Source organism: Allochromatium humboldtianum, assembly GCF_013385175.1.
Classification (GTDB): Bacteria; Pseudomonadota; Gammaproteobacteria; order Chromatiales; family Chromatiaceae; genus Thermochromatium; species Thermochromatium humboldtianum.
This window is the reverse complement of sequence record NZ_JABZEO010000005.1, coordinates 198,427-218,783: the sequence shown is the minus strand read 5'-3', so window position 1 is coordinate 218,783 and position 20,357 is coordinate 198,427. Positions and strand designations below refer to the sequence as shown.

Genomic DNA, 20,357 nt, shown 5'->3' with positions numbered 1-20,357 from the left:
CGGATTCTCAGAGTTTTTCGACATCGCAAGCCGTCAGCTTGCATGGTTCCTTATCCGGTAGATCCTCAGCCAGCTCGGCGAGCACAGCCAGATTGACGAGATCAGCAACGGCTTGATGATGCGGCCTGCGGTACAGGTGCGCGAACTCGCGTTTGAGAACGCGCGCTTTTCGTAGCGCCATCGCGCGGCGGCCTTCCTTCTTGCGGGACTCATAGTATTCGAGCGGCGGCGGGGGCAGTTCGCATTGCCGGACCAGCTCCGCTAAGAGTTGGTCGATCGTCGCCACCAGTCGCGTGGAGTAGTCGAGCCGCCCTCGCCGAGCTGGGGGTAGCTCCTGATTTTGCTTCTCTTGAAGCGCTATCGTATTCAGCCGTTTGAGCTTGTAACTCAGTGAGTGCGCGGCTTTCACTGTGCTCTTGAAATCCTTATTGAGCGCAGACCAATCGAACTTATCGCCGAATACGCCATTCGTCGGCATGGACGCCACATGGAGCACACCTTCTAGGGCTTGCTGGGCCGGAATGCCCGGCAGAGTGTGCGCGGCCAGCAATGAATTGACCACAGACTTGAATTCGGCGTCACGCATCATGCGTTGCAGGGTCTCGCGATGCGGGCCATTGATGACGTATCGGTCGATGAAGCCATGAGAGAGACCACGATAACCACGCCCCGCCTTCCAGGCGGCCAGTATCTCGCGATGGTGATGGTCGTCCGTCGTTCGAACTGGCTGCATGTCAGGCTCCCTCCCCGATCTTTCCGCGCAGTGCCGATTCCATGATCTCGCGCGAATCCTCGGCGACCAGATGCACATAGCGCGCAGTCAGTCCGGGGCCGGATCGGTGCCCAAGGATCGCGGCGATTTGGAACGCGGACGCGCCGGCCTTGGCGAGATAGCTCCCGCAACTGTGACGCAAATCATGCAGACGCAGATTCTCGACCTGGGCGTCCTGCTTGGCGGCCGACCAGGCTTTGTCGACGGGCGGGTTGGTGTGTGTCTTGGCCGATGGGAACACGCGCGGATCGTCCAGGCGCCGGACCTTGGCGTGATCGGCGAGCAAGGCGCGGACCTCACCGAGCAGCGGGACGCGGCGATCCTCCCCGTTCTTGGTCTCGCGCAGCAGGATCGATCCGCCCTTGAGATCCACGTCACGCCATTCCAGCCCGACCAGCTCGCCTCGACGCGCGCCGGTCGCCAGCGCCAAGCGAACGAACAGCCCGAGATCCCGCCACACAGTCGAGCGGTCGCACGCCTCCAGCAGCCGGGCGCGTTCGTCATCCTCCAGGCAACGGCCGAATCGGTGCCCGCTCTCCTTCCTGTCGCGAATGCCGGTGAAGGGGTTGACCTGGAGACCGAACCAGCCGCGATCGATGCCGGTCTTGAATGCCGCACTCAGCGCGGCCTTGTAGCGGTTGATGGTCGCATTCGAGCGCGTGGTCGTGAGCGTCGTCACCTTGCGCCCTCCCCGGCTTGCCGGCTCGCTCTCCATGATGGCCAGCGCCTCGCGGACGGTGTCCGTGTTGAACTCCGAAAGCGAGCGGTCGCCAAAGCGATCCTTCCACCAGCCGAGCCGGGCCGTCAGGGTCGGATCCTTGCCGGTCCAGATCGTGATGTAACGCTCGATCAGCTCGGCGAGCGTATGGCGGCGCAGCTCCCCGCCAAGGATCTTGGCCCAACGGTCGAAGTCGGCTTCCACCTTGGCGGCGAAGGCGTCGGCCTCTTTCTTGGTGCGGAAGTATTCGATGAAGGTCTGGCCCTTGCGGCGAATGCGGACCTGCCAGGGCTTGGTGCGGTTGTCGAGCTTCTGAATCGACGCCACGGCGGGGACTCCTTACGGCCTTGTGTGGCGTGGAGTGTAGCGCGGTTTTTAGCGGTGTGGACTCATATTGGACTCAGCACAAAGAAAAAGGGCCTACCGTTTTCGGTAAGCCCTTGTTTTGTTTGGCTGGGGAACTAGGATTCGAACCTAGATTGACGGAGTCAGAGTCCGCTGTCCTGCCGTTAGACGATTCCCCAGGAAAACTGTCTCGAAGCGATCAGCGCTTGGAGTACTGCGGACGCTTGCGCGCCTTGTGCAGACCGACCTTCTTACGCTCGACTTCGCGTGCATCGCGAGTCAGGAAACCGGCGCGGCGCATGGGGCTGCGCAGTTCCTCATTATACTCGACCAGTGCGCGAGCGATACCATGACGGATAGCGCCGGCCTGTCCGGTGTTGCCGCCGCCGCGAACCGTGATCTTGACGTCGACACGCTCGGCCAGACCGGCGGTCTCCAGCGGCTGACGCACGACCATGCGCGCGGTCTCGCGACCGAAGTACTCATCCAGCGGACGGTTGTTGACGGTGATGTTGCCCGATCCCAGCGACAGGAAGACCCGTGCGGCGGAGGTCTTGCGACGACCAGTGGCGAGTTGTGTCTCCGACATGAGTCTGATTCCTACACGTTGAGTTCGAGGACTTGCGGCTGCTGGGCCTGATGTTCGTGGTTGGGGCCGGCGTAGACACGCAGCTTCTTGAACATGGCACGACCGAGCGGACCGCGGGGCAACATGCCCTTGACGGCGATCTGAATGGCACGCTCAGGCGCGGTCTGCAACAGCTTCTCCAGATTGGTCGACTTGAGGTTGCCGACATAGCCCGTGTGGCGATAGTACATCTTGTCCTGAAGCTTGTTGCCGGTCACACGGATCTTCTCGGCATTCACGACCACCATGTAGTCGCCCGTGTCCACGTGCGGGGTGTACTGCGGCTTGTGCTTGCCGCGCAGGCGGCGTGCCAGCTCGCTTGCCAGACGCCCCAGGGTCTGGCCTTCGGCATCAACCAGGTACCAAGCGCGGCGAACCTCGGCGGGCTTGGCGCTAACAGTCGTCGTCATGTTCCATCGCTCCGGGAGGCCGCGCACGGTGATCAGCGCGCTGGCCGTGTAAATCGTTTGTCCACTACGGGAAAGACCGCGAAATATACGCGACCGGATTCAGCAATGCAACCCCCCCAAAGTCAAAGGACTCAATCCGCCTCGGCCACGCGCAACACCTCCTCGATGGTGGTGCGCCCGTCGAGCGCTTTGCGCAGTCCGTCCTGATACATGGTCTCCATGCCTTCCTCCATCGCGATGCGCTTGATCTCGGTAGCGGTGGCATGGGCCAGGATCGCCTGACGGATGGTCTCGGACATGACCAGCACCTCGGTGATGACCAGCCGGCCGCGATAACCGGTGCCGTTGCACTGCTCGCAACCGACGGCGCGCTGGAGATCGACTTCACCGGCCAGTCCGCTCAAGCCTTTGATATGGGCAAAGCGTGCGGCCAGTTCGGACTGGGCGCGATAAGACTCGCGACAGTGCGGACAGAGCCGGCGCACCAGCCGCTGGGCAAGGATGCCGTTGATGGTCGAGGTCAGCAGATAGTCCTCGACGCCCATGTCCAGCAAGCGTGTCACGCCGCTGGCCGCGTCGTTGGTGTGGAGCGTCGAGAGCACGACGTGACCGGTCAGCGCCGACTGCACGGCGATGCGCGCCGTCTCCAGGTCGCGCATCTCGCCGACCATGATGATGTCCGGATCCTGGCGCACGATGGCGCGCAGCGCGCCGGCGAAGGTCATGCCGATCGAGGACTTGACCTGGATCTGGTTGATGCCGGGCAACTGGTATTCGACCGGATCCTCGACCGTGATGATCTTGCGCTCCTGGGTGTTGAGCCGGCTGAGCGCCGTGTAGAGCGTGGTGCTCTTGCCCGAGCCGGTCGGCCCCGTGACCAGCAGGATGCCGTAGGGTTGCTCCAGAATGGTGTTCAGACGCCGGCGCGGCGTGCCGTCGAAACCGAGCGCATCCAGATCGAAGCGCACGCTCTCCTTGTCGAGCAGACGCATGACCACGCTCTCGCCGAACATGGTCGGCACGGTCGAAACGCGCAGATCCAGCTCCTTGCCCTGGATGCGGATCGGGATGCGTCCGTCCTGCGGCAGACGGCGCTCGGCGATGTTGAGCTTGGACATGATCTTGACGCGCGAGATCACGGCCGCCGTGGAACGCACTGGCGGGGCGTCGACTTCTTTCAAAATCCCGTCGACGCGATAGCGGACCTTCAGCTCATCGGCGAAGGGTTCGATATGGATGTCGGAAGCGCGCGACTCGACGGCGCGCTGGATGAGCTGGTTGACCATGCGGATGACCGGCGCCTCACTGGCCAGATCCTTGAGGTGCTCGATGTCTTCCTCGTCGAAGTCGCCGAAGTCAGTCTCGGACTCGCCGGTCTCGGGCGTCTCCTCGACCTTTTCGTAGAGCCGCTCGATGGCCGAGTCGATCTCGCTCGGCAGGGCGACCACGGCCTCGATCGGTCGGTCGGCGGCCAGCGCGACGGCGGTCCGGACGAAGTCGTCGACCGGATTGGCGAAGGCGACGCGCAGATGCTCCGTCTGCTCGGCGAGCACCAGGACGCGCGCATCCTTCATGAAGCGCAGCGTGAGCAGATCCTCGCGCACCGGCTCCTCGGGGAAGTCCGACCCGCCGGCCAGCGACAGAGCCAGCACCTCGGACATGGCCAGCGCCATGTCGCGCTCCGACACCAGCCCAAGACGCACCAGCAGGGGCAAGAGCGCCTCGCCCGCCTCCTCGGCCAGACGCCGGGCGCGCGCCATGTCGGCGGCGGTCAGCTTGGACTGGGCGATCAGATGACCGGCGATCCGGGACTCGGCGCTCGGCTCGGGCGCTTCGGCCACCGCCTCCGGGATCGGATTCGCCGATGCGTCCGGCAGCGATTCGTCCAGCTCGTCGCGCCGCGCGCTGATCGGCGGCGCGTCCTCTACTAGGATGGCGTCTTCTTGCATTGGATCAGCCCCTGGTCTCGTTGGAGTGAACGGTTTCGGAACGCCGGCCGGGAAGCACGCTCATGACGAGCCTCTGGCCCGTCCCCTCGGCGGCGTCGAGACCGAAGCGCCGCCAAGAGGCGAGCATCCAGGCCATCGGGATGCTCGGCAGATCGTACTTCAAGGCGGCGGTGCGCGAACTTAGCCGGTCGACGGGCGGATTCATGCGACGTCCATCCGGGCGCGACGCTCGACCAGCCCGACCTTGAGGTGGATGACCCCATAGATTACGGCCCAGCCCCCGAGCAGCATCCATTGATCAGCTGGAGTGAGTCCGGGTGCCGCGATCGCGCAGGCGCCCACCGCCGCCATCAGTCCATAGGCGCGCAGCACCGTTCGTCTGTGACTCCAGCCGGCCAGCACCAGACGTTGATAGTGATGCGAGCGATGCGCCTCCCAGACCCGCTCGCCGCGCGCCAGACGCGCCAGCAGCGTCCAGGTCGCATCGACGATGAAGGGCGAGAAGACCAGCCAGGCGACCCAGAGCGGAAAGAGTCCGAGTTTGGCGCCCCAGAGCGCGAGCGCGGCGGCCAGCAGCCCCAGGCTCGACGAGCCGACGTCACCCAGGAAGATGCGTGCCGGCGGAAAGTTGCTGACCAGAAAGCCGCCGGCGGAGGCCGCCACGCCGAGACAGACCAGCGAATAGACCGCCTCCCCGCCGTGCCAACCGAACCAGGCCAGCGCCAGGAAGCCGAACACCGCCATGCCGCCGGCCAGACCGTCCATACCGTCCATGAAGTTGTAGAGATTGATCATCCAGACCACGAACAGCAGCGTGAGCACGAGCGCGAGCCAGCCTGGAAACGCCAGCGTGAAGCCGGGCAGATCCAAACGGCTCCAGCCCAATGCGCCGAACACGAGCAGGCCGGCGGCCAACCCATGGGCCGTCAGCCGCACCAGTGGGGAGAGATGCCCGAGGTCGTCGAGAAAGGACACCAGCGCGACCAGCAGCAGCGCGCCTCCGATCCAAGCCAACTCAGTCTCCATCCAGCCCAGCCCGAGCGCGGCCAGGAGCGTCAGGATCACGCCCGCCAGCACGCCCAGCCCGCCCGAGCGCGGTACCGGCGTGGCGTGCAGTGAACGCTCGTTCGGATGATCGAGCGGACCGAATCCCGAACCCGCCCGCGTCGCCAGCCGGCGCGTGAGCAGCAGGCTGAGAACCAGGGCGGCCATGGAGACGAGGACGAGCGGTGTGAGGCTGGGCGACATGGGGCGGCGGTCGTTGAGAATGGAGGTGGAACGTCTCGATCAATGCGAGCGGATCAGGGCCGACTCGACGGCCTCGCGCCGCTCGCGTCCGGCGAGCGACTCGATGAGCGCGAGCGCGAAATCCATGGCCGCTCCCGGTCCGCGTCCGGTGACGACCCGGCCATCGATCACCACGGGTTCGTCGATCAGGTTCAGACGCGGGAAGTCCTCCGGCTTCACGCTGCCCGGATAGCAGGTCGCCCGTTTGCCGTCGAGAAGCCCGGCGCTCGCCAGCACCTTGGGGGCGGCACAGATCGCCGCCGTGTAGGCGCCACGCTCGGCGTGACGACGCAGGATGGCACACAGACGCGGATCCTCTTCCAGATACCGGGCGCCGGGCAGCCCGCCGGGCAGGACGACCATGTCGAAGTCCTGGTCCACGACCGCGTCCAGCGTGGTGTCGGGCAGCAGCACAGTGTCACGGCTGGCCCTGACCGGACCCTCGGTCAGACCGGCGGTCACGACCTCGACCTCGGCACGGCGCAGTAGATCGATGATGGTGACGGCTTCGAGTTCCTCGCAGCCCTGGGCGAGTGGGACGAGTACGCGCATGACGGATCCTCCGGCATCTTGATGGTTGGCTCAGGGTTTGGCCGCCGCGCCGAGGATGTTCAGTCCCTTGAGCACGTTGAGCGCCTCGGAGAGCTGGAAATCCTCGACGGCGAGCGGCAAGGGGTCTGGTGTGGGTTCGGCCGGCTCCTCGCCCGCCGGCGCCTGTCCGTCGAGATGCCGAACCAGATTGGACTCCTTGAGCGAACCGAGTCCGGAATCGGCCAGCGGCTTGAACTCGCCGCGCTCCAGGGCAATGTCGGGCACGATGCCGTTGGCCTGGATCGAGCGCCCGGACGGAGTGTAATAGCGCGCGGTCGTCAGCTTCAGGGCCGAGTCCTCGTCGATCGGCACGATGGTCTGGACAGATCCCTTGCCGAAGGTCCGGGTGCCCATGACGATGGCGCGCCGATGATCCTGGAGCGCGCCGGCGACGATCTCGGAGGCCGAGGCGCTGCCGCCGTTGACCAGCACCACGATCGGTGCGCCGTCGAGCACGTCGTCCGGACCGGCCTTGAAGCGCATCTGGCTGTTCTTGACCCGGCCCTCGGTATAGACGATCAGCCCGTCGGCCAGGAAAGCATCGCTGACGCCGACCGCGCCATTGAGCACGCCGCCGGGATTGTTGCGCAGATCCAGCACCAGCCCCTTGAGCCGGCCCTCGCCGGCTTTCTTGAGTTCCTCGATCGCCTTGAGCATGTCGTCGGTGGTATGCGCCTGGAAATGCGTCAGACGCACATAGCCGAATCCGGGTTCCAGCATCCGGCTCTTGACGCTCGCCACCTGGATGACCGCGCGTTCGAGGACGACCTCGAAGGGCTTCTCATCGCTCCCGCGCAGGATGCTGAGCCGGATCTGGGTGCCGGGCTTGCCGCGCATCAATTGCACCGCCTCGTTCAGACTCAGACCCTTCACCGGCTTGTCGTCGATGCGGATGATCATGTCGCCGGCCTGGAGTCCGGCGCGCTGGGCCGGCGTGTCGTCGATCGGCGCGATCACCTTGACGAAACCGTCCTCCATGCCGACCTCGATGCCGAGTCCGCCGAACTCGCCGCTGGTGCCGACCTGGAGGTCGCGGTACTCCTCGCCGTCGACATAGGACGAATGCGGGTCGAGTCCCGACAACATGCCGCGGATGGCATTCTCGATCAGGGACTTGTCCTCGACCTCCTCGACATAGTCCTCCTTGATGCGTCCGAAGACATCGGCGAAGGTTCGCAGCGCGTCGAGCGGCAGATCCTGGGGCGTTTCAGCGGCCGGAGCGGTCTGGACCGGGGCCGGCGCGATGGGGGCCGGCTCCTCGGCGCAGGCGACGGCGCCGACCAGAAAACCAAGACACAGCGGAAGGACGAATTGAAGAAGGCGCATCATCATGAATCCCTAGCGGACGGTGGCTAGCATTGTGCGAAAAATGGAGTTGGACACAGTGTCATGAAGGATCGCATGTTTCGCATCGATTCGACAGATTCGGCGAGCGGACGATCAGGGCGCCAGCCTCCAGGGGGCTGGCGCCGGCGGGCTGGGCCTGACTGGAACGCCGATCGTATCGGCCCTGATTCGCGCACCAGACCGCCGGATCCTGGGGACGCCCATTGTGCCGGATGGCGAAATAGAGCACGGGTTCCCGGCGCCCGCCGCTCTTGCCGCTGAGCGCAATGGGGTCGCCGGTCGCGACCCACTCGCCGACCTCGCGCAGCAACGCCTCGTTGTGACCATAGAGCGTCATGTAGCCGTCGCCGTGGTCGATCACGATCAAGAGACCGAAGCCGCGCAGCCAGTCGGCGTGGATCACGCGCCCGTCCTTGACCGCGCGCACCTCCTCGCCCTCGCCGGCCGCCAGCAGCACGCCATCCCAGTCGATCTCGGTCGCCTCCTTGCGCGTGCCGAAGGCGGCGAGGATGCGATTCTCCAGCAGCGGCCAGGCGAGCCGCCCCTTGAGCTCAGCGAACGGATCCTGCTGGATGTCGAGTTCGGCCTGGATCTGGGCGTGCTGACGCAGATGTTCGACCAGCAGCTTCAGGGATTCGGCGTCGCGCTTGAGCGTCTCGAGGGTCTCGGCACGGCTGGTGATGCTGGCCTCCAGATCGCGCAAGACCTGGGCGCGGCGTGTCCTGGCCTCTTCGAGCCGCAGGCGCGTGGCCTCCTGACTGCGCGCCAGCTCGGCCAGTCGGCGCGCCTCGTCCTCGGCGTCGCGGGCGAGTCGTTCGAGTCGCTCGGCGCGTTGCTGCACGGCCTGGATGCCCTTCATGCGTTCGCGATTGAAATAGGCGAAATAGGACATGACGCGGCTGGCGCGGGTCGGATCCTGCTGGTTGAGCAGCAGGCGCAGACGGTCGGCGCGCCCCATGACATAGGCCGTTCGCAGCAGATCCGCGAGCAGGTCGAGCTCGATACCCAACGCCGCCTGCTCCTCGACCTGCCGCGTGCGCAACTCACCGGCGATACGATTGTGCTCCGCGACCAGACGCTCCAGTTCGCGATTGGCCAGCGACAGCTCGGCGACGTTGCGCTCGCGCGCCTCCAACTCCGCGATCAGGGCGCGCCGGTCGGCGTGCCTGTCGCTCAATTCGCGCCCGATGTCCTCGAGCGAGCGTTCGACCGTGCTGAGATCCCGTTGTCGCGCTTCCAGCGTCGGATAGGCGTCCGACTGAGCGAACGACGGACTCGATGACGACAGAAACCCGGTCAGGAACACGACCGTGCATCGGCTCCACAGGGATGCACGTCCGGACGAACAGCACCATCGGAGCGCCGCTGGAGTTCCTCGCTGGAATCTCGGATTGGATCCGTGAAGGGTACTAGGCATCGATGGTGTCCGAGTTGATGGCGTTGCGCGCTTCTCGTCCAGGCGCTTCGCAGCCGGTCGGAAAGCGTTTATCATTGTACGTTGATAAATCGATCAGATGCGATCCAATGGCAGGCAACTCGAGTCATCCCGTCCGTCCGGTACTGAATCTCCCCGAGAGCGCGGGCGAGGAGATCGATCTGTTCGCCGACGATGCCGACATCGAGCGCGCCTCGCGCTCGCTCAAGGCGATGTCGCATCCGTTGCGTCTGAAGATCCTCTGCACGCTCGGCGACCAGGAGATCAGCGTCCAGGAGATCGTCGAGCACGTCGGCACCTCGCAGAGCAACATCTCGCAGCATCTGGCGATCCTGCGCGACAAGGGCATCCTCGCCTCGCGCAAGGATGCCAATCGCGTCTACTATCGCGTCAGCGACAATCGCACCCTGCAACTGATCGGGATGATGCGCGAGGTCTTCTGTCATCACACCCGCTAGGGCGAGCCGCCCAGCCCGATCCCCATTCCGAACGAGACGGCTCACACCATGTCACAACTCATCGAGTTCATCGGTAATCACTGGTTCCTGTTCCTGGCCCTGATCGTGATCCTGGGCCTCCTGACCCACAATCTCATCGTCGGCGGCAAGGGCAGCGTCGGGCCGCTCCAGGCCACAGAGATGCTCAATCATCGCGAGGCGGTCATCATCGACGTGCGTCCGGCAGCGGACTATGCGCGCGGGCACATCATCAATGCCCTGAACATCCCGATGAACGGCTTCAACAATCAACTGGCGACCCTGAACAAATACAAGGGCCGGCCCATCATCGTCAATTGCCGGTCCGGCGCCCAGTCCTCGGTGGCCTGCGCGCATCTGCGCAAGGCCGGGTTCGAAGAGGTCTACAACCTCCAGGGCGGCATCATGGCCTGGGAGTCGGCGAGCCTGCCCCTGACGCGCAAAAAACGCTGATCCCATGGAGATGAGCGCCCCGCGCGCCATCTCTCGAACCCTATTCATCACGACACACAGACTCTAGGTGCCGGCATGACCGAAGAACAGCAGAACAACGAACGTCAATTCTCCGTCCAGCGCGTCTACACCAAGGACGTCTCCTTCGAGTCGCCCAACGCGCCCGAGATCTTCCGGGGCGAGTGGAAGCCGCGTCACGAGCTCAACCTCAACACCAAGATCAACCAGCTCGACGCCACCGTTTATGAGGTGGTGCTCGCGGTCACGGTGACGGTCAAGGTCGAGGACAAGACCGCCTTCCTGGTCGAGGTGCAGCAGGCCGGCATCTTCACAGCCCAGGGCTTCTCCGAGGAGGATCTCGGGCCGCTGCTCGGCGCCTACTGCCCCAACCTGCTCTTCCCCTATGCGCGCGAGGTCGTCTCGGATCTGGTGGTCAAGGGCAGCTTCCCGCAACTGGTGCTCCAGCACGTCAACTTCGACGTGCTCTTCGCCCAGCATCAGCAGCAGGCCGCCGAACAGGCCGGCGACGCCAAGCCGGTCCAGCACTGACCATGTGCACGCCGGCCCGGATCGCTCTGCTCGGCCCCGGTTCCTGGGGCACGGCCCTGGGGCTGCAACTGTGCCGCAACGGTCACGAGGTGCGGCTGTGGGGGCATGAGACGGCTCAGATCGAGGCGATCCGCCGCGATGGCGAGAATCGTCACTTCCTGCCCGGTCATCCGCTCCCGGCCGGGATGCACCCGACGGATTCGCTCGACGAGGCGCTCGACGGTGCCGGCGACTGTCTGGTGGTCGTGCCGAGCCAGGCCTTCCGTCTGGTCGCGCGCCAACTGGCCGAGCGTCTGCCGGCGGATTTCGGCGTCGCCTGGGCGACCAAGGGCCTGGACGTGGCCAGCGGTCAGCTCCTGCACACGGTCGCTCAGGAAGAACTCGGCGAGCGCCCGCTGGCCGTGGTCTCGGGTCCGAGCTTCGCCGGCGAGGTCGCGCGCGGACTGCCGACGGCGGTGACGGTCGCCTCCAACCAGCCGGAGTTCGCCACCCGCTTTGCGACCCTGCTGCATGGGGCGACCTTCCGCGCCTATACCAGCCCGGACATGGTCGGGGTGGAGATCTGCGGCGCGGCCAAGAACGTGCTCGCCATCGCCACCGGCATCGCCGATGGTCTGGGCTTCGGCGCCAACACGCGCGCGGCGCTCATCACCCGTGGTCTGGCCGAGCTGATCCGGGTCGGGACCGCGCTCGGCGGTCGACCCGAGACCTTCACCGGACTGGCCGGACTCGGGGATCTGGTGCTCACCTGTACCGACGATCAGTCGCGCAACCGGCGCATGGGTCTGGCACTGGCGCGCGGCAAGTCCGTCGACGAGGCCAAGGCCGAGATCGGGCAGGAGGTCGAGGGCGTCGTCACGGCGCTGGCCGTCCATCGTCTCGCCGCGCGGCTCGGGATCGAGATGCCGATCAGCGAACAGGTCTATCGCGTGCTCCACGAAGGCGTCTCGCCGGCCGAGGCCACGCGCGCCCTCCTGGAGCGCGAGCCCAAGCCGGAGTTCGGCTAGTCTCCCATTTCAGCCGCGCCGGCGAATCCCTGCTGGCGCCAGGCCTCGTAGAGCACCACGGCCACGGCGTTGGAGAGATTGAGACTGCGGTTGCCCGGACGCATGGGGATCTGGAGACGGTGCTCTTCGGAGACGGACTCCAGCACGGATTCCGGCAACCCGCGGGTCTCCGGGCCGAACAGAAAGGCATCCCCCGGCTGGAACTCCAGATCGACATAGGGCACGCGCCCGCGTGTGCTGACGGCCAGCAGCCTGGGCCGCTCCAGGGTCGCGAGACAGGCCGCCAGCGACGCATGTGTCCGCACGTCCGCCCACTCCCGATAGTCCAGTCCGGCCCGCCGCAGCAGCCGGTCGTCGAGCGAGAAGCCGAGCGGCTCGATCAGATGCAGACGCGCGCCGAGATTGGCGGTCAGACGCATGACATTGCCGGTATTGGGTGGAATCTCCGGCTCGTAGAGGATGATCTCGAACATATCGGGAGGCTTTACATCTTTTCCTAGGCGCGTGCTATATTAATGCATCCGCATTTACTGAAACCACAAGGCTCGACAGCCAATCCCAGACCGGGGGACACCTTCCATGACCGACATCGCGGCGCTGAAGAAAGAAAAGCAGGATCTGATCGACAAGATGCTGGAGATGCAGAAGCAGTTCATCGAGTACGAGCACCAGCACGGTGTCACCGGCAAGGACTACTGGGCCTCCTCGGACGGTATGCTCGCCAACTATCGTCAGGAATACATGGACATGGCCAATCGCGTCGTGGATCTGGCGCACGAGATCGTCGGTTCCTCGCGTCTCTGAGACGAGTCGTCCGGACGAATCCTGTGAAACCCGCCCGAGTGCGGGTTTCGTCGTTTCGGCGGCCCCCGTCGCTCACTCATCCATCACAGCGGCTCTGAACCCTTCCCGCACCCTGGGCACATTCGGATCGACGCAGATCAGGCTGGCGGTCAGCCGATGCCGGCACTGAATGTCCAGATAGATCCAGACCGGCCGATCGACCGCCTCCTGGGTCCAGGCGATGGTCAGGGTGCGAATCTCACGCTCGTCCTGCTGAAAGGCGATCAGCAGTCCGGGTCCGAGAACCTCACCGTCCCGGTCCGAATGCGCGCGGACATAGCTGACGGCACGCTCCCAATAGGCATGGCACTGCTCCCGATCCCGGCAACTCACCAGGGTCGAGCCATTGCGCTCAGGCCTGGCCGCCACGGCGGATTCATCCGGCGCCGGCAGGCGCCTGAGCTGTCTGAAACGCGCGATGTCGCCCTCGAATTCGTCCTGAACGCTCTGCTTGCGCGCTTCGTTGTCGACGATCTCGGTGTAGCCATTGCGGATGTTCGTCATTGATGAGTCGATCCGGCTCATCAGATCGAGCGGGACGGGCTTTTCCGCTTTCTGGAGCGTCCGCATCTCCTCGTAGAGGGCGATCAGTGTTCGCGTCTCGTCGCGCATGTCATCACGCTTGGCCTGGATGCTCGCCTCGATCGCGGCGATTCGGCCATCACGGGCCAATTCCAGTTCATCGACCGTGCGGTAGAGTTTCAACAGACGCTCGTCCTTGGCCTGACGCTCGGCGCGGCGCCGCTCCTCCTCGGCTTTTTGGCGCGCCAGCTCCCTGGCGCGTTCCAACTCCTCTCCGGTCGGCACCGCCGGCTGGGTCTCGACGGCGATCCCCTGCTCCGAAAGGCGGGCGCGTGCCTTGTCGGCCTGCGCAGGCGGCACCTGATCGGTATAGTGGACCTCACCCTGGTCGTCGACCCAACGGTAGAGCTTCTGGGCCGACGCAGTCCAGGACGCCAGCCCAAGGACCGGCATCAGCATCAGGATCGCCAGTCGTCGAGCCGATACGGGCCGCTTGGATGGGGCCGAGCGGCTCATGGTTCAGATTCCGTAGCGCGTGCGATAGGCGCGCATGGACTCCAGCAGGGCGGCATCCGTGCCCTTCTCTTCGAGGTAGAGGATGAGATCGGCCATGGTCAGCAGCGCCCGGACCGGCAAGCCGAATTGGTCCTCGACTTCCTGTACGGCCGAGCGCTCGCCCTGACCGCGCTCCTGGCGGTCGAGCGCGATGACGACGCCGGCGGGCGTCGCGCCGGCCGCGCGGATGATCTCGACCGACTCACGCACCGAGGTGCCGGCCGTGATGACGTCGTCGATGATGAGGATGCGCCCGTCGAGCGGCGAGCCGACGATCAGCCCGCCCTCACCGTGATCCTTGGCCTCCTTGCGGTTGAAGGCATAGGGCGTGTCGCGGCCATGCTCGACGGCCAGCAGCACGGACGTGGCCGCCGCCAGCGGGATGCCCTTGTAGGCCGGGCCGTAGAGCACGTCGAAGGCGATCCCGGCGGCCTGGATGCCATGGGCATAGGCGCGTGCCAGACGCGCGAGCCGCAGGCCGCTGGAGAAGAGTCCGGCATTGAAGAAATAGGGACTGCGGCGTCCGGATTTCAGAGTGAAGTCACCGAAGCGCAGGGCGCCGATCTCGGTGGCGAAGTCCAGCAGTTCACGTTGATAATCATGCATCGTCAGGGTTCCTGTCCGCACGGTCGGAAGTCGGTGGAGCCTCGCGGTCGTGTCTGATCGAGTTCGGATCCGGGAGGTTCCACGATGGAAGTTTCTCAGCCGCAAGTGTACTTCACGGCCCTGGCCGTCGGGCTGTTGGGCGGCGTGCATTGCCTGACCATGTGCGGCGGGCTGGTCGCCACACTGACGCTGGGAATGACTCCCGAGATCCGCCGCGATCCCTGGCGGATGCTGCCCTATCAGCTCACCTATAATCTGGCACGCATCAGTGGCTACGCGGTGGCGGGCGCGCTCTTCGGCGGGCTGGGCGCCGCGCTGATCGAGTTGGAGGCCCTGCCCGCAATGCAGCACCTGCTCCAGGGACTGGCCGGCCTGACCATGGTTCTGCTGGGACTCTATCTGGCCGGCTGGTCCGCCGCGCTCGCCGCCGTCGAGCGCCTGGGTGCGCCGCTCTGGCGTCGGCTGGAACCCATCGCGCGGCGTTTCCTGCCGGTCCGACGCCTGGGACAGGCCGCCGTCATCGGCTTCCTCTGGGCCTGGCTGCCCTGTGGCCTGGTCTACAGCGTGCTCATCATAGCGATGTCGAGCGCCGATCCGCTCGCCGGGGCGCTGATCATGCTGACCTTCGGCCTCGGCACCCTGCCGAACCTGCTCGGCCTCGCGCTCCTGGCCGGCGCCGTGGCGCGTCTGGCCGAGCGCCCCTGGATCCGGCATCTGGCCGGACTGCTGGTGATCGGCTTCGGGCTGGCCATGGTCGTGTGAGGCGGTCGCCCGGTCTCAGTCCCGATTCAGGGACTCGACGATCTCGCACAGGAAGTGCCCCAGTATCAGGTGCATCTCCTGGATGCGGGGCGTCTCGCGCGAGGGGACAGCGAGCACGATGTCGGCCTGGGGCGGCAGATCCTCGTGCCGGGCGCCGGTCAGCAGCACGCTCAGCATTCCCTTGTCGGCAGCCGTCTCCAGGGCGCGGCGCACATTGGGCGAACGCCCGCTGGTCGACAGCGCCCAGAGCACGTCGCCCGGGCGGGCCAGCGCGGCGAGTTGACGCGCGAAGATCTCATCGAAGGAAAAATCATTGGCCACGGCCGAGGTGGCGCTGGCGTCGAAACCGAGCGCGATGGCCGGCAGCGGACGGCGGCCCTTGTCGAGAAAGGGACCGATCAGCTCGCCGCTCAGATGGGTCGCCTCGCCCGCACTGCCGCCGTTGCCGCAGATGAAGAGTGTGGCGCCGCGCGCGATCGATTCGGCGGTCCGGGTCGCGGCCTCCAGCGTCGCCGCCAGCAGCTCCTCGTCGGCGCGCACACGCCCGAGCAGATCCAGGGCGGCATCGAGCCGGTCGTGCAAGCGTTGCGAAAATCCCCGGTTCCGATCCATGGAAGGGGTGGACGCCAAATCAGTCATCATGCATGGGCCTCGGGGGTCGCCATTCCGCGGCACGCCGATCGAGCCGCTTTTTTCGTGCTATATACTAATGGTTCCTTGCACGCCGTACTCCAAAATCCAATGGACCAAAGATCATGAACACACTAGAGGAAAGACAACGGCAAGCCCTCGGGCAGATCGCCGAGATCAAGCGCATCTCCTGTGCGATCGATCATGCCCTGCAGAATCGGACACCGGCGGCCGTACTGGTCACGAGCGCCCTGCATGGCGAGGGCAAGAGCCTCTTCGCCTCAGCGCTCGCGGCGACCACCGCGAGCCTGGGCAAGCATCGCGTGGCCGTGCTGGATCTCAACTGGTATCGGCCCTCGGTGCACCGCTGTTTCGGCCACGAATTGAATCAACCGATGGAGCGCATCATTCAGGCCGATCTCAATGAACTCGTGGCCAAGAACGGAGATCAGTCTCCCGATCTGCTGGTCGCGCCCATCGATCATCAGGATCATACGAAGATGAATGGCGATGTCTTTGGAGTCGTCAATCGTCTGATCGAACAGGCCAAGAAATCCTATGACCTCGTCATCGTCGACAGCGCCTCCATCTTCCCGACCAATCGCATGATGATGGATCCGGTGATGCTCTCGGGAATGGTCGATGGCGTCGTGATGGTGGTCCAGACCGGGGTCACGCCGAAACAGCAGGTCAAGCGGGCCTATACGATCATGCAGGCGGCCGGAGCCAACGTGATCGGCGTGACCATCAATCAACACCGTGAGCCGGCCACCAAACAATAACGAGTTCGAAATCTTCGCACAGCGGTCATCTTCGATTCATTCTACAAGGTAGGACGACATGGGCTTCTATATCAAACGCTATCTCGCGGCTTTCCAGGAGCGCAAACATTGGACACTCATGGCCCTGGTACCCGTCATCCTCTATCTGATCGTCGCCGCGCTGCGTGTCGACAGTTTCGCGGTCACTCAGGATTTCACCTATTCCGGCGACCTGCGCATCGCGGCCACCAATAGTCCGGTCAATACGCTGACCCTGGAGACCCTGCTGGCCGATCCGGATCAGCTCTTTCTCGATACCTTTGCGTTGAGCCAGTTGCAGCAGAGACTCGAACTCCAGGACAGCGCCGGCATACTGCCGACCGGTCAGGAACTCAGACGCACGGCCCATGGATCCATGCGGCTCGCGAGCGACTCCGGCTCGCGACTTCGTCTGACCTATGAGGGTTCCAATGCGCGTCTGGGCGAGGCCATGGTCGACTTCTATGGTGAGCGGCTCGCCCAACGCATCGAGGATGGCGCGGCGCGACATCCAGCCTCCGAGGCCGCGGCGCCCTACAGCTTCCAGGCCGATGGCGGTCTGAGCGTCGTGGGGATGACGACGCCCTGGAGTGCGGAGCGACTGCCGCGCGTGGCGCTCATCCTGGTGCTGTCGCTGCTGGCCGTGCTGCTCCTGATCGGGATACTGGAGTTGTCCGATCCTTCCTTCAAATCCGAGCGCCAGATCGCGCGCTATCTGGATCTGCCGGTCCTGGGTTCCATGCCGGACGCGACCCGGCTGGCACACCACCTCAAGGAGAGCTGATCCGCTGCGCGTCCGATTCTCGGCTCGCTGCCGACGAGAACCTCCAGGCGCGGTTCGAGTGATTTCGAATCATTCGAACCGCGTCGATGGGGCCAGAGCAAAGCCATCCCGCCTGTTTGCACGCCTTCGGTCGGCCCGTGCCGATCCTCACAATGGACTGTGATCGCCACTGTCGCGATCCTCACAAAGACGCCTGCCCTCGGATTCTAGTCATCGAATAATCAACGATCTAGCGTCAAAAAAAGATTTGGCGCACGCTTTGCATTCACTCCTCCAGAGATTCGTTTCACCGGGGCCGGCGCCCCTGATTCACTGGAGGCCGCATGCTGGAGTTGAAAGTACAGACCCAAGGGGGTTGCGCGTCGAGCGGCTGTGGCGGTAGTGCCGACCGGCTGGCCCATCTGCCTGAGGCGATCCGCGCCAAGGTCAACAATCATCCCTGCTTCTCCGAGGACGCGCATCATCACTATGCGCGTATGCATGTCGCGGTCGCCCCGGCCTGCAACATCCAGTGTCACTACTGCAACCGCAAATACGACTGTGCCAATGAGTCGCGTCCGGGCGTCGTCTCCGAACTCCTGACGCCGGATCAGGCCGTCAAGAAGGTGCTGGCGGTGGCGGCGGCCATTCCGCAGATGACGGTGCTCGGCATCGCCGGTCCCGGCGATCCGCTCGCCAACCCCGAGCGCACCCTGGAGACCTTCCGTCAACTCGCCGAGAAGGCGCCCGACATCCGGCTGTGCGTCTCGACCAATGGTCTGGCCCTGCCCGATCTGGTCGACGAGCTCTGTCAGTACAACATCGAGCACGTCACCATCACCATCAACTGTGTCGACCCCGACGTCGGCGCCAAGATCTATCCCTGGATCTTCTGGAACAACCGTCGCATCAAGGGGCGCAAGGCCGCCGAGATCCTGATCCGTCGCCAGCAGGAGGGCCTGGAGAAGCTGGTCGCGCGTGGGGTGCTGGTCAAGGTCAACTCGGTGCTGATTCCGGGTGTGAACGACGAACATCTCAAGGAGGTCAGCCGGGTGGTCAAGGCCAAGGGCGCCTTCCTGCACAACGTCATGCCGCTGATCGCCGAGCCCGAGCATGGCACCTTCTACGGACTCATGGGCCAGCGCGGTCCGACTTCGGCTGAACTCCAGAGCCTCCAGGACGCCTGCGCCGGCGACATGGCCATGATGCGTCACTGCCGTCAGTGCCGCGCCGATGCGGTCGGGATGCTGGGCGAGGATCGCGGTCAGGAGTTCACGCTCGACAAGATCGAGCATCTGGAGATCGACTACGCGGCGGCCATGCAGAAGCGCGCCGAGGTCCAGGCCGAGATCGAGGCCAGGCGCGCCGCGCAGCACCAGCAAACCAAGGTGGCCCTCGTCTCACTGGCTTCCATCGAGCGCGCCCGCCCTCAGCCCAAACAGCCCGAGTCCCGCCCGGTGCTGATGGCGGTCGCAACCACGGGCGGCGGCGTCATCGACCAGCACTTCGGCCATGCGCGCGAGTTCCTGATCTACGAGGCTTCGGCCCAGGACGTGCGTTTCATCGGGGCGCGCAAGGTCGATCTCTATTGCACCGGCAGCGAGACCTGCGGCGAGGCCGAGACCCGCCTGGAGCAGACCATCCGCGCGCTCGACGGCTGTGAGGTGGTGCTGTGCGCGCGCATCGGCTACGAGCCTTGGGGAAAGCTGGAGGCCGCCGGTATCGCGCCCAACGGCGAACATGCCCTGGAGCCGATCGAGGACGCGGTCGCCGCCGTCTATCGCGAGCTGCTCGACGCCGGTCGGTTGGAGTCCGTCACCGCCGAACCCGAGCGCCTGTCGGCCTGAGTCAGTCATCCACCGGGAGCCAACACCCATGGCCTTCAAGATCATCGAGGGTTGCGTCAACTGCTGGGCCTGCGAACCGCTGTGCCCGAGTCAGGCCATCGTCGCCGCCAAACCGCATTTCCTGATCGACGCGCACAAGTGCACCGAATGCGAGGGCGAGTACGCCGATCCACAGTGCGCGAGCATCTGCCCGGTCGAAGGGGTCATTCTCGATAGCCTGGGCATGCCGCTGAATCCGCCCGGCTCGCTGACCGGCATTCCACCTGAGCGTCTGGCCGCCGCCAGAGCCGAGATCCGGGCGCGCTGAACCTCGCGATCGGTTCGTCCGCGCGCCCGTGGTTCCCGACGACCGATCACTGACGACCGACCATTCAAACTTAGGAGTCCGACATCATGGCGAAAGCCAAGATCACCTTTACCGACATCGGCCAGACCGTCAACGTCCCGGCCGGCACTCGCGTCATCGAGGTGTCCGAGAAGATCGGCGCCGGCATCATCTACGGCTGCCGCGAGGGCGACTGCGGCACCTGCATGATGCATGTGGAGGAAGGCTGGAACAATCTGACCGAACCCTCGGTGCTGGAAGAGAAGGTGCTGCGCGAGAACATGGCCAGCCGCCACGATCGCCTCGCCTGCCAGGCTCAGATCCTCGGCGACTGCCGCGTCAAGCCGGCCTGACGGCCTGATCCCACCCCGATTCGACGGAGAACCCCCGTGGCCCTCGTGACCTTTTCCAATCCAGACTACAAGGACAAGACTGTCTACGCCGTGGCCGGAAGCCACACCGAGACCATCCTCAAGATCGCCAAGGAAAACAAGATCCCGGTCAAGCACGACTGCCAGGACGGCGAGTGCGGAAGCTGCATCGTGCGCGTGACCAGCGTCGACGACAAGCAGCGCATGGGCTATCACCTCACTGACAAGGAGATCACCGTACTGCGTCAGCTCGGCAAGCTGACCCAGGAGGACATCGACCGGCTGGCGCTCGATGACATGCCGAGCGAATGGCGTCTGGCCTGTCAGATGATCGTGCGCGACGAAGACATCCTCGTGGAGTACTGA

General features: G+C 65.0%; 26 protein-coding genes and 1 tRNA gene. 12 read left to right on the top strand and 15 right to left on the bottom strand.

All coding sequences use genetic code 11. The annotated features are described in order from the left end of the window. Positions 1-7: 7 nt before the first annotated feature. The 11 genes from HW932_RS09620 to HW932_RS09570 form a co-directional block, all read right to left on the bottom strand. Positions 8-733, bottom strand: coding sequence for a hypothetical protein (locus tag HW932_RS09620; RefSeq protein WP_176976273.1), 726 nt, complete (start codon positions 731-733; stop codon positions 8-10). Position 734: 1 nt separating this feature from the next. Continuing rightward, positions 735-1,817, bottom strand: coding sequence for a tyrosine-type recombinase/integrase (locus HW932_RS09615; protein ID WP_176976272.1), 1,083 nt, complete (start codon positions 1,815-1,817; stop codon positions 735-737). Between the two features lie 123 nt (positions 1,818-1,940). Beyond that, positions 1,941-2,014 (bottom strand) — tRNA-Gln (locus HW932_RS09610). A 20-nt stretch (positions 2,015-2,034) separates the two neighbouring features. Next, on the bottom strand, positions 2,035-2,424 hold the full coding sequence (gene rpsI / locus HW932_RS09605; protein ID WP_176976271.1) for a 30S ribosomal protein S9: 390 nt from the start codon (positions 2,422-2,424) through the stop codon (positions 2,035-2,037). Between the two features lie 11 nt (positions 2,425-2,435). After that, on the bottom strand, positions 2,436-2,873 hold the full coding sequence (gene rplM / locus HW932_RS09600; RefSeq protein WP_176976270.1) for a 50S ribosomal protein L13: 438 nt from the start codon (positions 2,871-2,873) through the stop codon (positions 2,436-2,438). A 131-nt stretch (positions 2,874-3,004) separates the two neighbouring features. Further along, positions 3,005-4,822, bottom strand: a complete 1,818-nt coding sequence (gene gspE / locus HW932_RS09595; protein ID WP_176976269.1) for a type II secretion system ATPase GspE — start codon at positions 4,820-4,822, stop codon at positions 3,005-3,007. A gap of 4 nt (positions 4,823-4,826) precedes the next feature. Then, positions 4,827-5,027 carry a hypothetical protein gene (locus tag HW932_RS09590; RefSeq protein WP_176976268.1) on the bottom strand — a complete coding sequence of 67 codons (201 nt, stop codon included), beginning with the start codon at positions 5,025-5,027 and terminating at the stop codon, positions 4,827-4,829. Beyond that, positions 5,024-6,070 (bottom strand): MraY family glycosyltransferase, encoded by a 1,047-nt coding sequence (locus tag HW932_RS09585; protein ID WP_176976267.1) that lies wholly within the window; start codon positions 6,068-6,070, stop codon positions 5,024-5,026. The genes HW932_RS09590 and HW932_RS09585 overlap by 4 nt, the downstream gene beginning before the upstream one ends. Before the next feature lie 39 nt (positions 6,071-6,109). Beyond that, positions 6,110-6,661, bottom strand: a complete 552-nt coding sequence (locus HW932_RS09580; protein ID WP_176976266.1) for a DJ-1 family glyoxalase III — start codon at positions 6,659-6,661, stop codon at positions 6,110-6,112. Between the two features lie 30 nt (positions 6,662-6,691). Continuing rightward, a complete protein-coding gene (locus HW932_RS09575) occupies positions 6,692-8,026 on the bottom strand; it encodes a S41 family peptidase (RefSeq protein ID WP_176976265.1) in 1,335 nt (444 codons plus the stop codon). 61 nt (positions 8,027-8,087) lie between these two features. After that, a complete protein-coding gene (locus tag HW932_RS09570; RefSeq protein ID WP_343047152.1) occupies positions 8,088-9,353 on the bottom strand; it encodes a murein hydrolase activator EnvC family protein in 1,266 nt (421 codons plus the stop codon). 218 nt (positions 9,354-9,571) lie between these two features. Between HW932_RS09570 and HW932_RS09565 the strand changes: the two genes are divergently transcribed. The 4 genes from HW932_RS09565 to HW932_RS09550 all read left to right on the top strand — a co-directional run bounded on the left by HW932_RS09565 (position 9,572) and on the right by HW932_RS09550 (position 11,967). Continuing rightward, the gene (locus tag HW932_RS09565) at positions 9,572-9,940 is read left to right on the top strand and encodes an ArsR/SmtB family transcription factor (RefSeq protein ID WP_176976263.1); all 369 of its coding nucleotides are present in this window, start codon (positions 9,572-9,574) and stop codon (positions 9,938-9,940) included. A 48-nt stretch (positions 9,941-9,988) separates the two neighbouring features. After that, a complete protein-coding gene (locus tag HW932_RS09560; RefSeq protein ID WP_176976262.1) occupies positions 9,989-10,411 on the top strand; it encodes a rhodanese-like domain-containing protein in 423 nt (140 codons plus the stop codon). Between the two features lie 75 nt (positions 10,412-10,486). After that, complete coding sequence (gene secB / locus HW932_RS09555) at positions 10,487-10,960, top strand: protein-export chaperone SecB (protein ID WP_176976261.1); 474 nt, start codon at positions 10,487-10,489, stop codon at positions 10,958-10,960. A gap of 2 nt (positions 10,961-10,962) precedes the next feature. Then, positions 10,963-11,967 (top strand): NAD(P)H-dependent glycerol-3-phosphate dehydrogenase, encoded by a 1,005-nt coding sequence (locus tag HW932_RS09550; protein ID WP_176976260.1) that lies wholly within the window; start codon positions 10,963-10,965, stop codon positions 11,965-11,967. On the opposite strand, the gene HW932_RS09545 is transcribed toward HW932_RS09550, so the two are convergent. Then, positions 11,964-12,440 carry a tRNA (cytidine(34)-2'-O)-methyltransferase gene (locus HW932_RS09545; RefSeq protein ID WP_176976259.1) on the bottom strand — a complete coding sequence of 159 codons (477 nt, stop codon included), beginning with the start codon at positions 12,438-12,440 and terminating at the stop codon, positions 11,964-11,966. The genes HW932_RS09550 and HW932_RS09545 overlap by 4 nt on opposite strands. A gap of 106 nt (positions 12,441-12,546) precedes the next feature. Here HW932_RS09545 and HW932_RS09540 point away from each other — a divergent pair, with 106 nt between their 5' ends. After that, on the top strand, positions 12,547-12,771 hold the full coding sequence (locus tag HW932_RS09540) for a hypothetical protein (RefSeq protein WP_176976258.1): 225 nt from the start codon (positions 12,547-12,549) through the stop codon (positions 12,769-12,771). Positions 12,772-12,843: 72 nt separating this feature from the next. Here the strand turns inward: HW932_RS09540 and HW932_RS09535 are convergent, their stop codons facing one another. Both HW932_RS09535 and pyrE read right to left on the bottom strand, forming a co-directional pair. Next, the gene (locus HW932_RS09535; RefSeq protein ID WP_176976257.1) at positions 12,844-13,848 is read right to left on the bottom strand and encodes a DUF4124 domain-containing protein; all 1,005 of its coding nucleotides are present in this window, start codon (positions 13,846-13,848) and stop codon (positions 12,844-12,846) included. 3 nt (positions 13,849-13,851) lie between these two features. Continuing rightward, positions 13,852-14,493 carry an orotate phosphoribosyltransferase gene (gene pyrE / locus HW932_RS09530; protein WP_176976256.1) on the bottom strand — a complete coding sequence of 214 codons (642 nt, stop codon included), beginning with the start codon at positions 14,491-14,493 and terminating at the stop codon, positions 13,852-13,854. Positions 14,494-14,577: 84 nt separating this feature from the next. Here pyrE and HW932_RS09525 point away from each other — a divergent pair, with 84 nt between their 5' ends. Next, the gene (locus HW932_RS09525) at positions 14,578-15,255 is read left to right on the top strand and encodes a sulfite exporter TauE/SafE family protein (RefSeq protein ID WP_176976255.1); all 678 of its coding nucleotides are present in this window, start codon (positions 14,578-14,580) and stop codon (positions 15,253-15,255) included. Positions 15,256-15,270: 15 nt separating this feature from the next. Here the strand turns inward: HW932_RS09525 and HW932_RS09520 are convergent, their stop codons facing one another. Further along, positions 15,271-15,897, bottom strand: a complete 627-nt coding sequence (locus HW932_RS09520; RefSeq protein WP_246296751.1) for a D-sedoheptulose-7-phosphate isomerase — start codon at positions 15,895-15,897, stop codon at positions 15,271-15,273. A gap of 113 nt (positions 15,898-16,010) precedes the next feature. On the opposite strand from HW932_RS09520, the gene HW932_RS09515 reads away from it, so the two are divergent. The 6 genes from HW932_RS09515 (at position 16,011) to HW932_RS09490 (ending at position 20,357) form a co-directional block, all read left to right on the top strand. Next, positions 16,011-16,667 (top strand): P-loop NTPase family protein, encoded by a 657-nt coding sequence (locus HW932_RS09515; protein WP_176976254.1) that lies wholly within the window; start codon positions 16,011-16,013, stop codon positions 16,665-16,667. A gap of 58 nt (positions 16,668-16,725) precedes the next feature. Continuing rightward, entirely contained in the window at positions 16,726-17,469 is a 744-nt protein-coding gene (locus tag HW932_RS09510) for a hypothetical protein (protein WP_176976253.1), read from the top strand. 323 nt (positions 17,470-17,792) lie between these two features. Further along, entirely contained in the window at positions 17,793-19,295 is a 1,503-nt protein-coding gene (gene nifB / locus HW932_RS09505) for a nitrogenase cofactor biosynthesis protein NifB (RefSeq protein ID WP_176976252.1), read from the top strand. 28 nt (positions 19,296-19,323) lie between these two features. Next, positions 19,324-19,602 (top strand): 4Fe-4S dicluster domain-containing protein, encoded by a 279-nt coding sequence (locus HW932_RS09500; protein ID WP_176976251.1) that lies wholly within the window; start codon positions 19,324-19,326, stop codon positions 19,600-19,602. 86 nt (positions 19,603-19,688) lie between these two features. Then, positions 19,689-19,973 (top strand): 2Fe-2S iron-sulfur cluster-binding protein, encoded by a 285-nt coding sequence (locus HW932_RS09495; RefSeq protein WP_091331790.1) that lies wholly within the window; start codon positions 19,689-19,691, stop codon positions 19,971-19,973. Between the two features lie 36 nt (positions 19,974-20,009). Further along, positions 20,010-20,357 carry a 2Fe-2S iron-sulfur cluster-binding protein gene (locus HW932_RS09490; protein ID WP_176976250.1) on the top strand — a complete coding sequence of 116 codons (348 nt, stop codon included), beginning with the start codon at positions 20,010-20,012 and terminating at the stop codon, positions 20,355-20,357.

Excerpts from the sequence above, each read along its gene's own strand:
- HW932_RS09500 (WP_176976251.1), top strand. The coding sequence starts at position 19,324 with ATGGCCTTCAAGATCATCGAGGGTTGCGTCAACTGCTGGGCCTGCGAA.
- HW932_RS09495 (WP_091331790.1), top strand. The coding sequence starts at position 19,689 with ATGGCGAAAGCCAAGATCACCTTTACCGACATCGGCCAGACCGTCAAC.
- HW932_RS09590 (WP_176976268.1), bottom strand. The coding sequence starts at position 5,027 with ATGAATCCGCCCGTCGACCGGCTAAGTTCGCGCACCGCCGCCTTGAAG.
- pyrE (WP_176976256.1), bottom strand. The coding sequence starts at position 14,493 with ATGCATGATTATCAACGTGAACTGCTGGACTTCGCCACCGAGATCGGC.
- HW932_RS09510 (WP_176976253.1), top strand. The coding sequence starts at position 16,726 with ATGGGCTTCTATATCAAACGCTATCTCGCGGCTTTCCAGGAGCGCAAA.
- HW932_RS09550 (WP_176976260.1), top strand. The coding sequence starts at position 10,963 with ATGTGCACGCCGGCCCGGATCGCTCTGCTCGGCCCCGGTTCCTGGGGC.
- rpsI (WP_176976271.1), bottom strand. The coding sequence starts at position 2,424 with ATGTCGGAGACACAACTCGCCACTGGTCGTCGCAAGACCTCCGCCGCA.
- HW932_RS09535 (WP_176976257.1), bottom strand. The coding sequence starts at position 13,848 with ATGAGCCGCTCGGCCCCATCCAAGCGGCCCGTATCGGCTCGACGACTG.
- HW932_RS09580 (WP_176976266.1), bottom strand. The coding sequence starts at position 6,661 with ATGCGCGTACTCGTCCCACTCGCCCAGGGCTGCGAGGAACTCGAAGCC.
- HW932_RS09560 (WP_176976262.1), top strand. The coding sequence starts at position 9,989 with ATGTCACAACTCATCGAGTTCATCGGTAATCACTGGTTCCTGTTCCTG.
- secB (WP_176976261.1), top strand. The coding sequence starts at position 10,487 with ATGACCGAAGAACAGCAGAACAACGAACGTCAATTCTCCGTCCAGCGC.
- HW932_RS09525 (WP_176976255.1), top strand. The coding sequence starts at position 14,578 with ATGGAAGTTTCTCAGCCGCAAGTGTACTTCACGGCCCTGGCCGTCGGG.
- HW932_RS09520 (WP_246296751.1), bottom strand. The coding sequence starts at position 15,897 with ATGATGACTGATTTGGCGTCCACCCCTTCCATGGATCGGAACCGGGGA.
- HW932_RS09540 (WP_176976258.1), top strand. The coding sequence starts at position 12,547 with ATGACCGACATCGCGGCGCTGAAGAAAGAAAAGCAGGATCTGATCGAC.
- gspE (WP_176976269.1), bottom strand. The coding sequence starts at position 4,822 with ATGCAAGAAGACGCCATCCTAGTAGAGGACGCGCCGCCGATCAGCGCG.
- HW932_RS09575 (WP_176976265.1), bottom strand. The coding sequence starts at position 8,026 with ATGCGCCTTCTTCAATTCGTCCTTCCGCTGTGTCTTGGTTTTCTGGTC.
- HW932_RS09565 (WP_176976263.1), top strand. The coding sequence starts at position 9,572 with ATGGCAGGCAACTCGAGTCATCCCGTCCGTCCGGTACTGAATCTCCCC.
- HW932_RS09620 (WP_176976273.1), bottom strand. The coding sequence starts at position 733 with ATGCAGCCAGTTCGAACGACGGACGACCATCACCATCGCGAGATACTG.
- HW932_RS09585 (WP_176976267.1), bottom strand. The coding sequence starts at position 6,070 with ATGTCGCCCAGCCTCACACCGCTCGTCCTCGTCTCCATGGCCGCCCTG.
- rplM (WP_176976270.1), bottom strand. The coding sequence starts at position 2,873 with ATGACGACGACTGTTAGCGCCAAGCCCGCCGAGGTTCGCCGCGCTTGG.
- HW932_RS09545 (WP_176976259.1), bottom strand. The coding sequence starts at position 12,440 with ATGTTCGAGATCATCCTCTACGAGCCGGAGATTCCACCCAATACCGGC.
- HW932_RS09515 (WP_176976254.1), top strand. The coding sequence starts at position 16,011 with ATGAACACACTAGAGGAAAGACAACGGCAAGCCCTCGGGCAGATCGCC.
- nifB (WP_176976252.1), top strand. The coding sequence starts at position 17,793 with ATGCTGGAGTTGAAAGTACAGACCCAAGGGGGTTGCGCGTCGAGCGGC.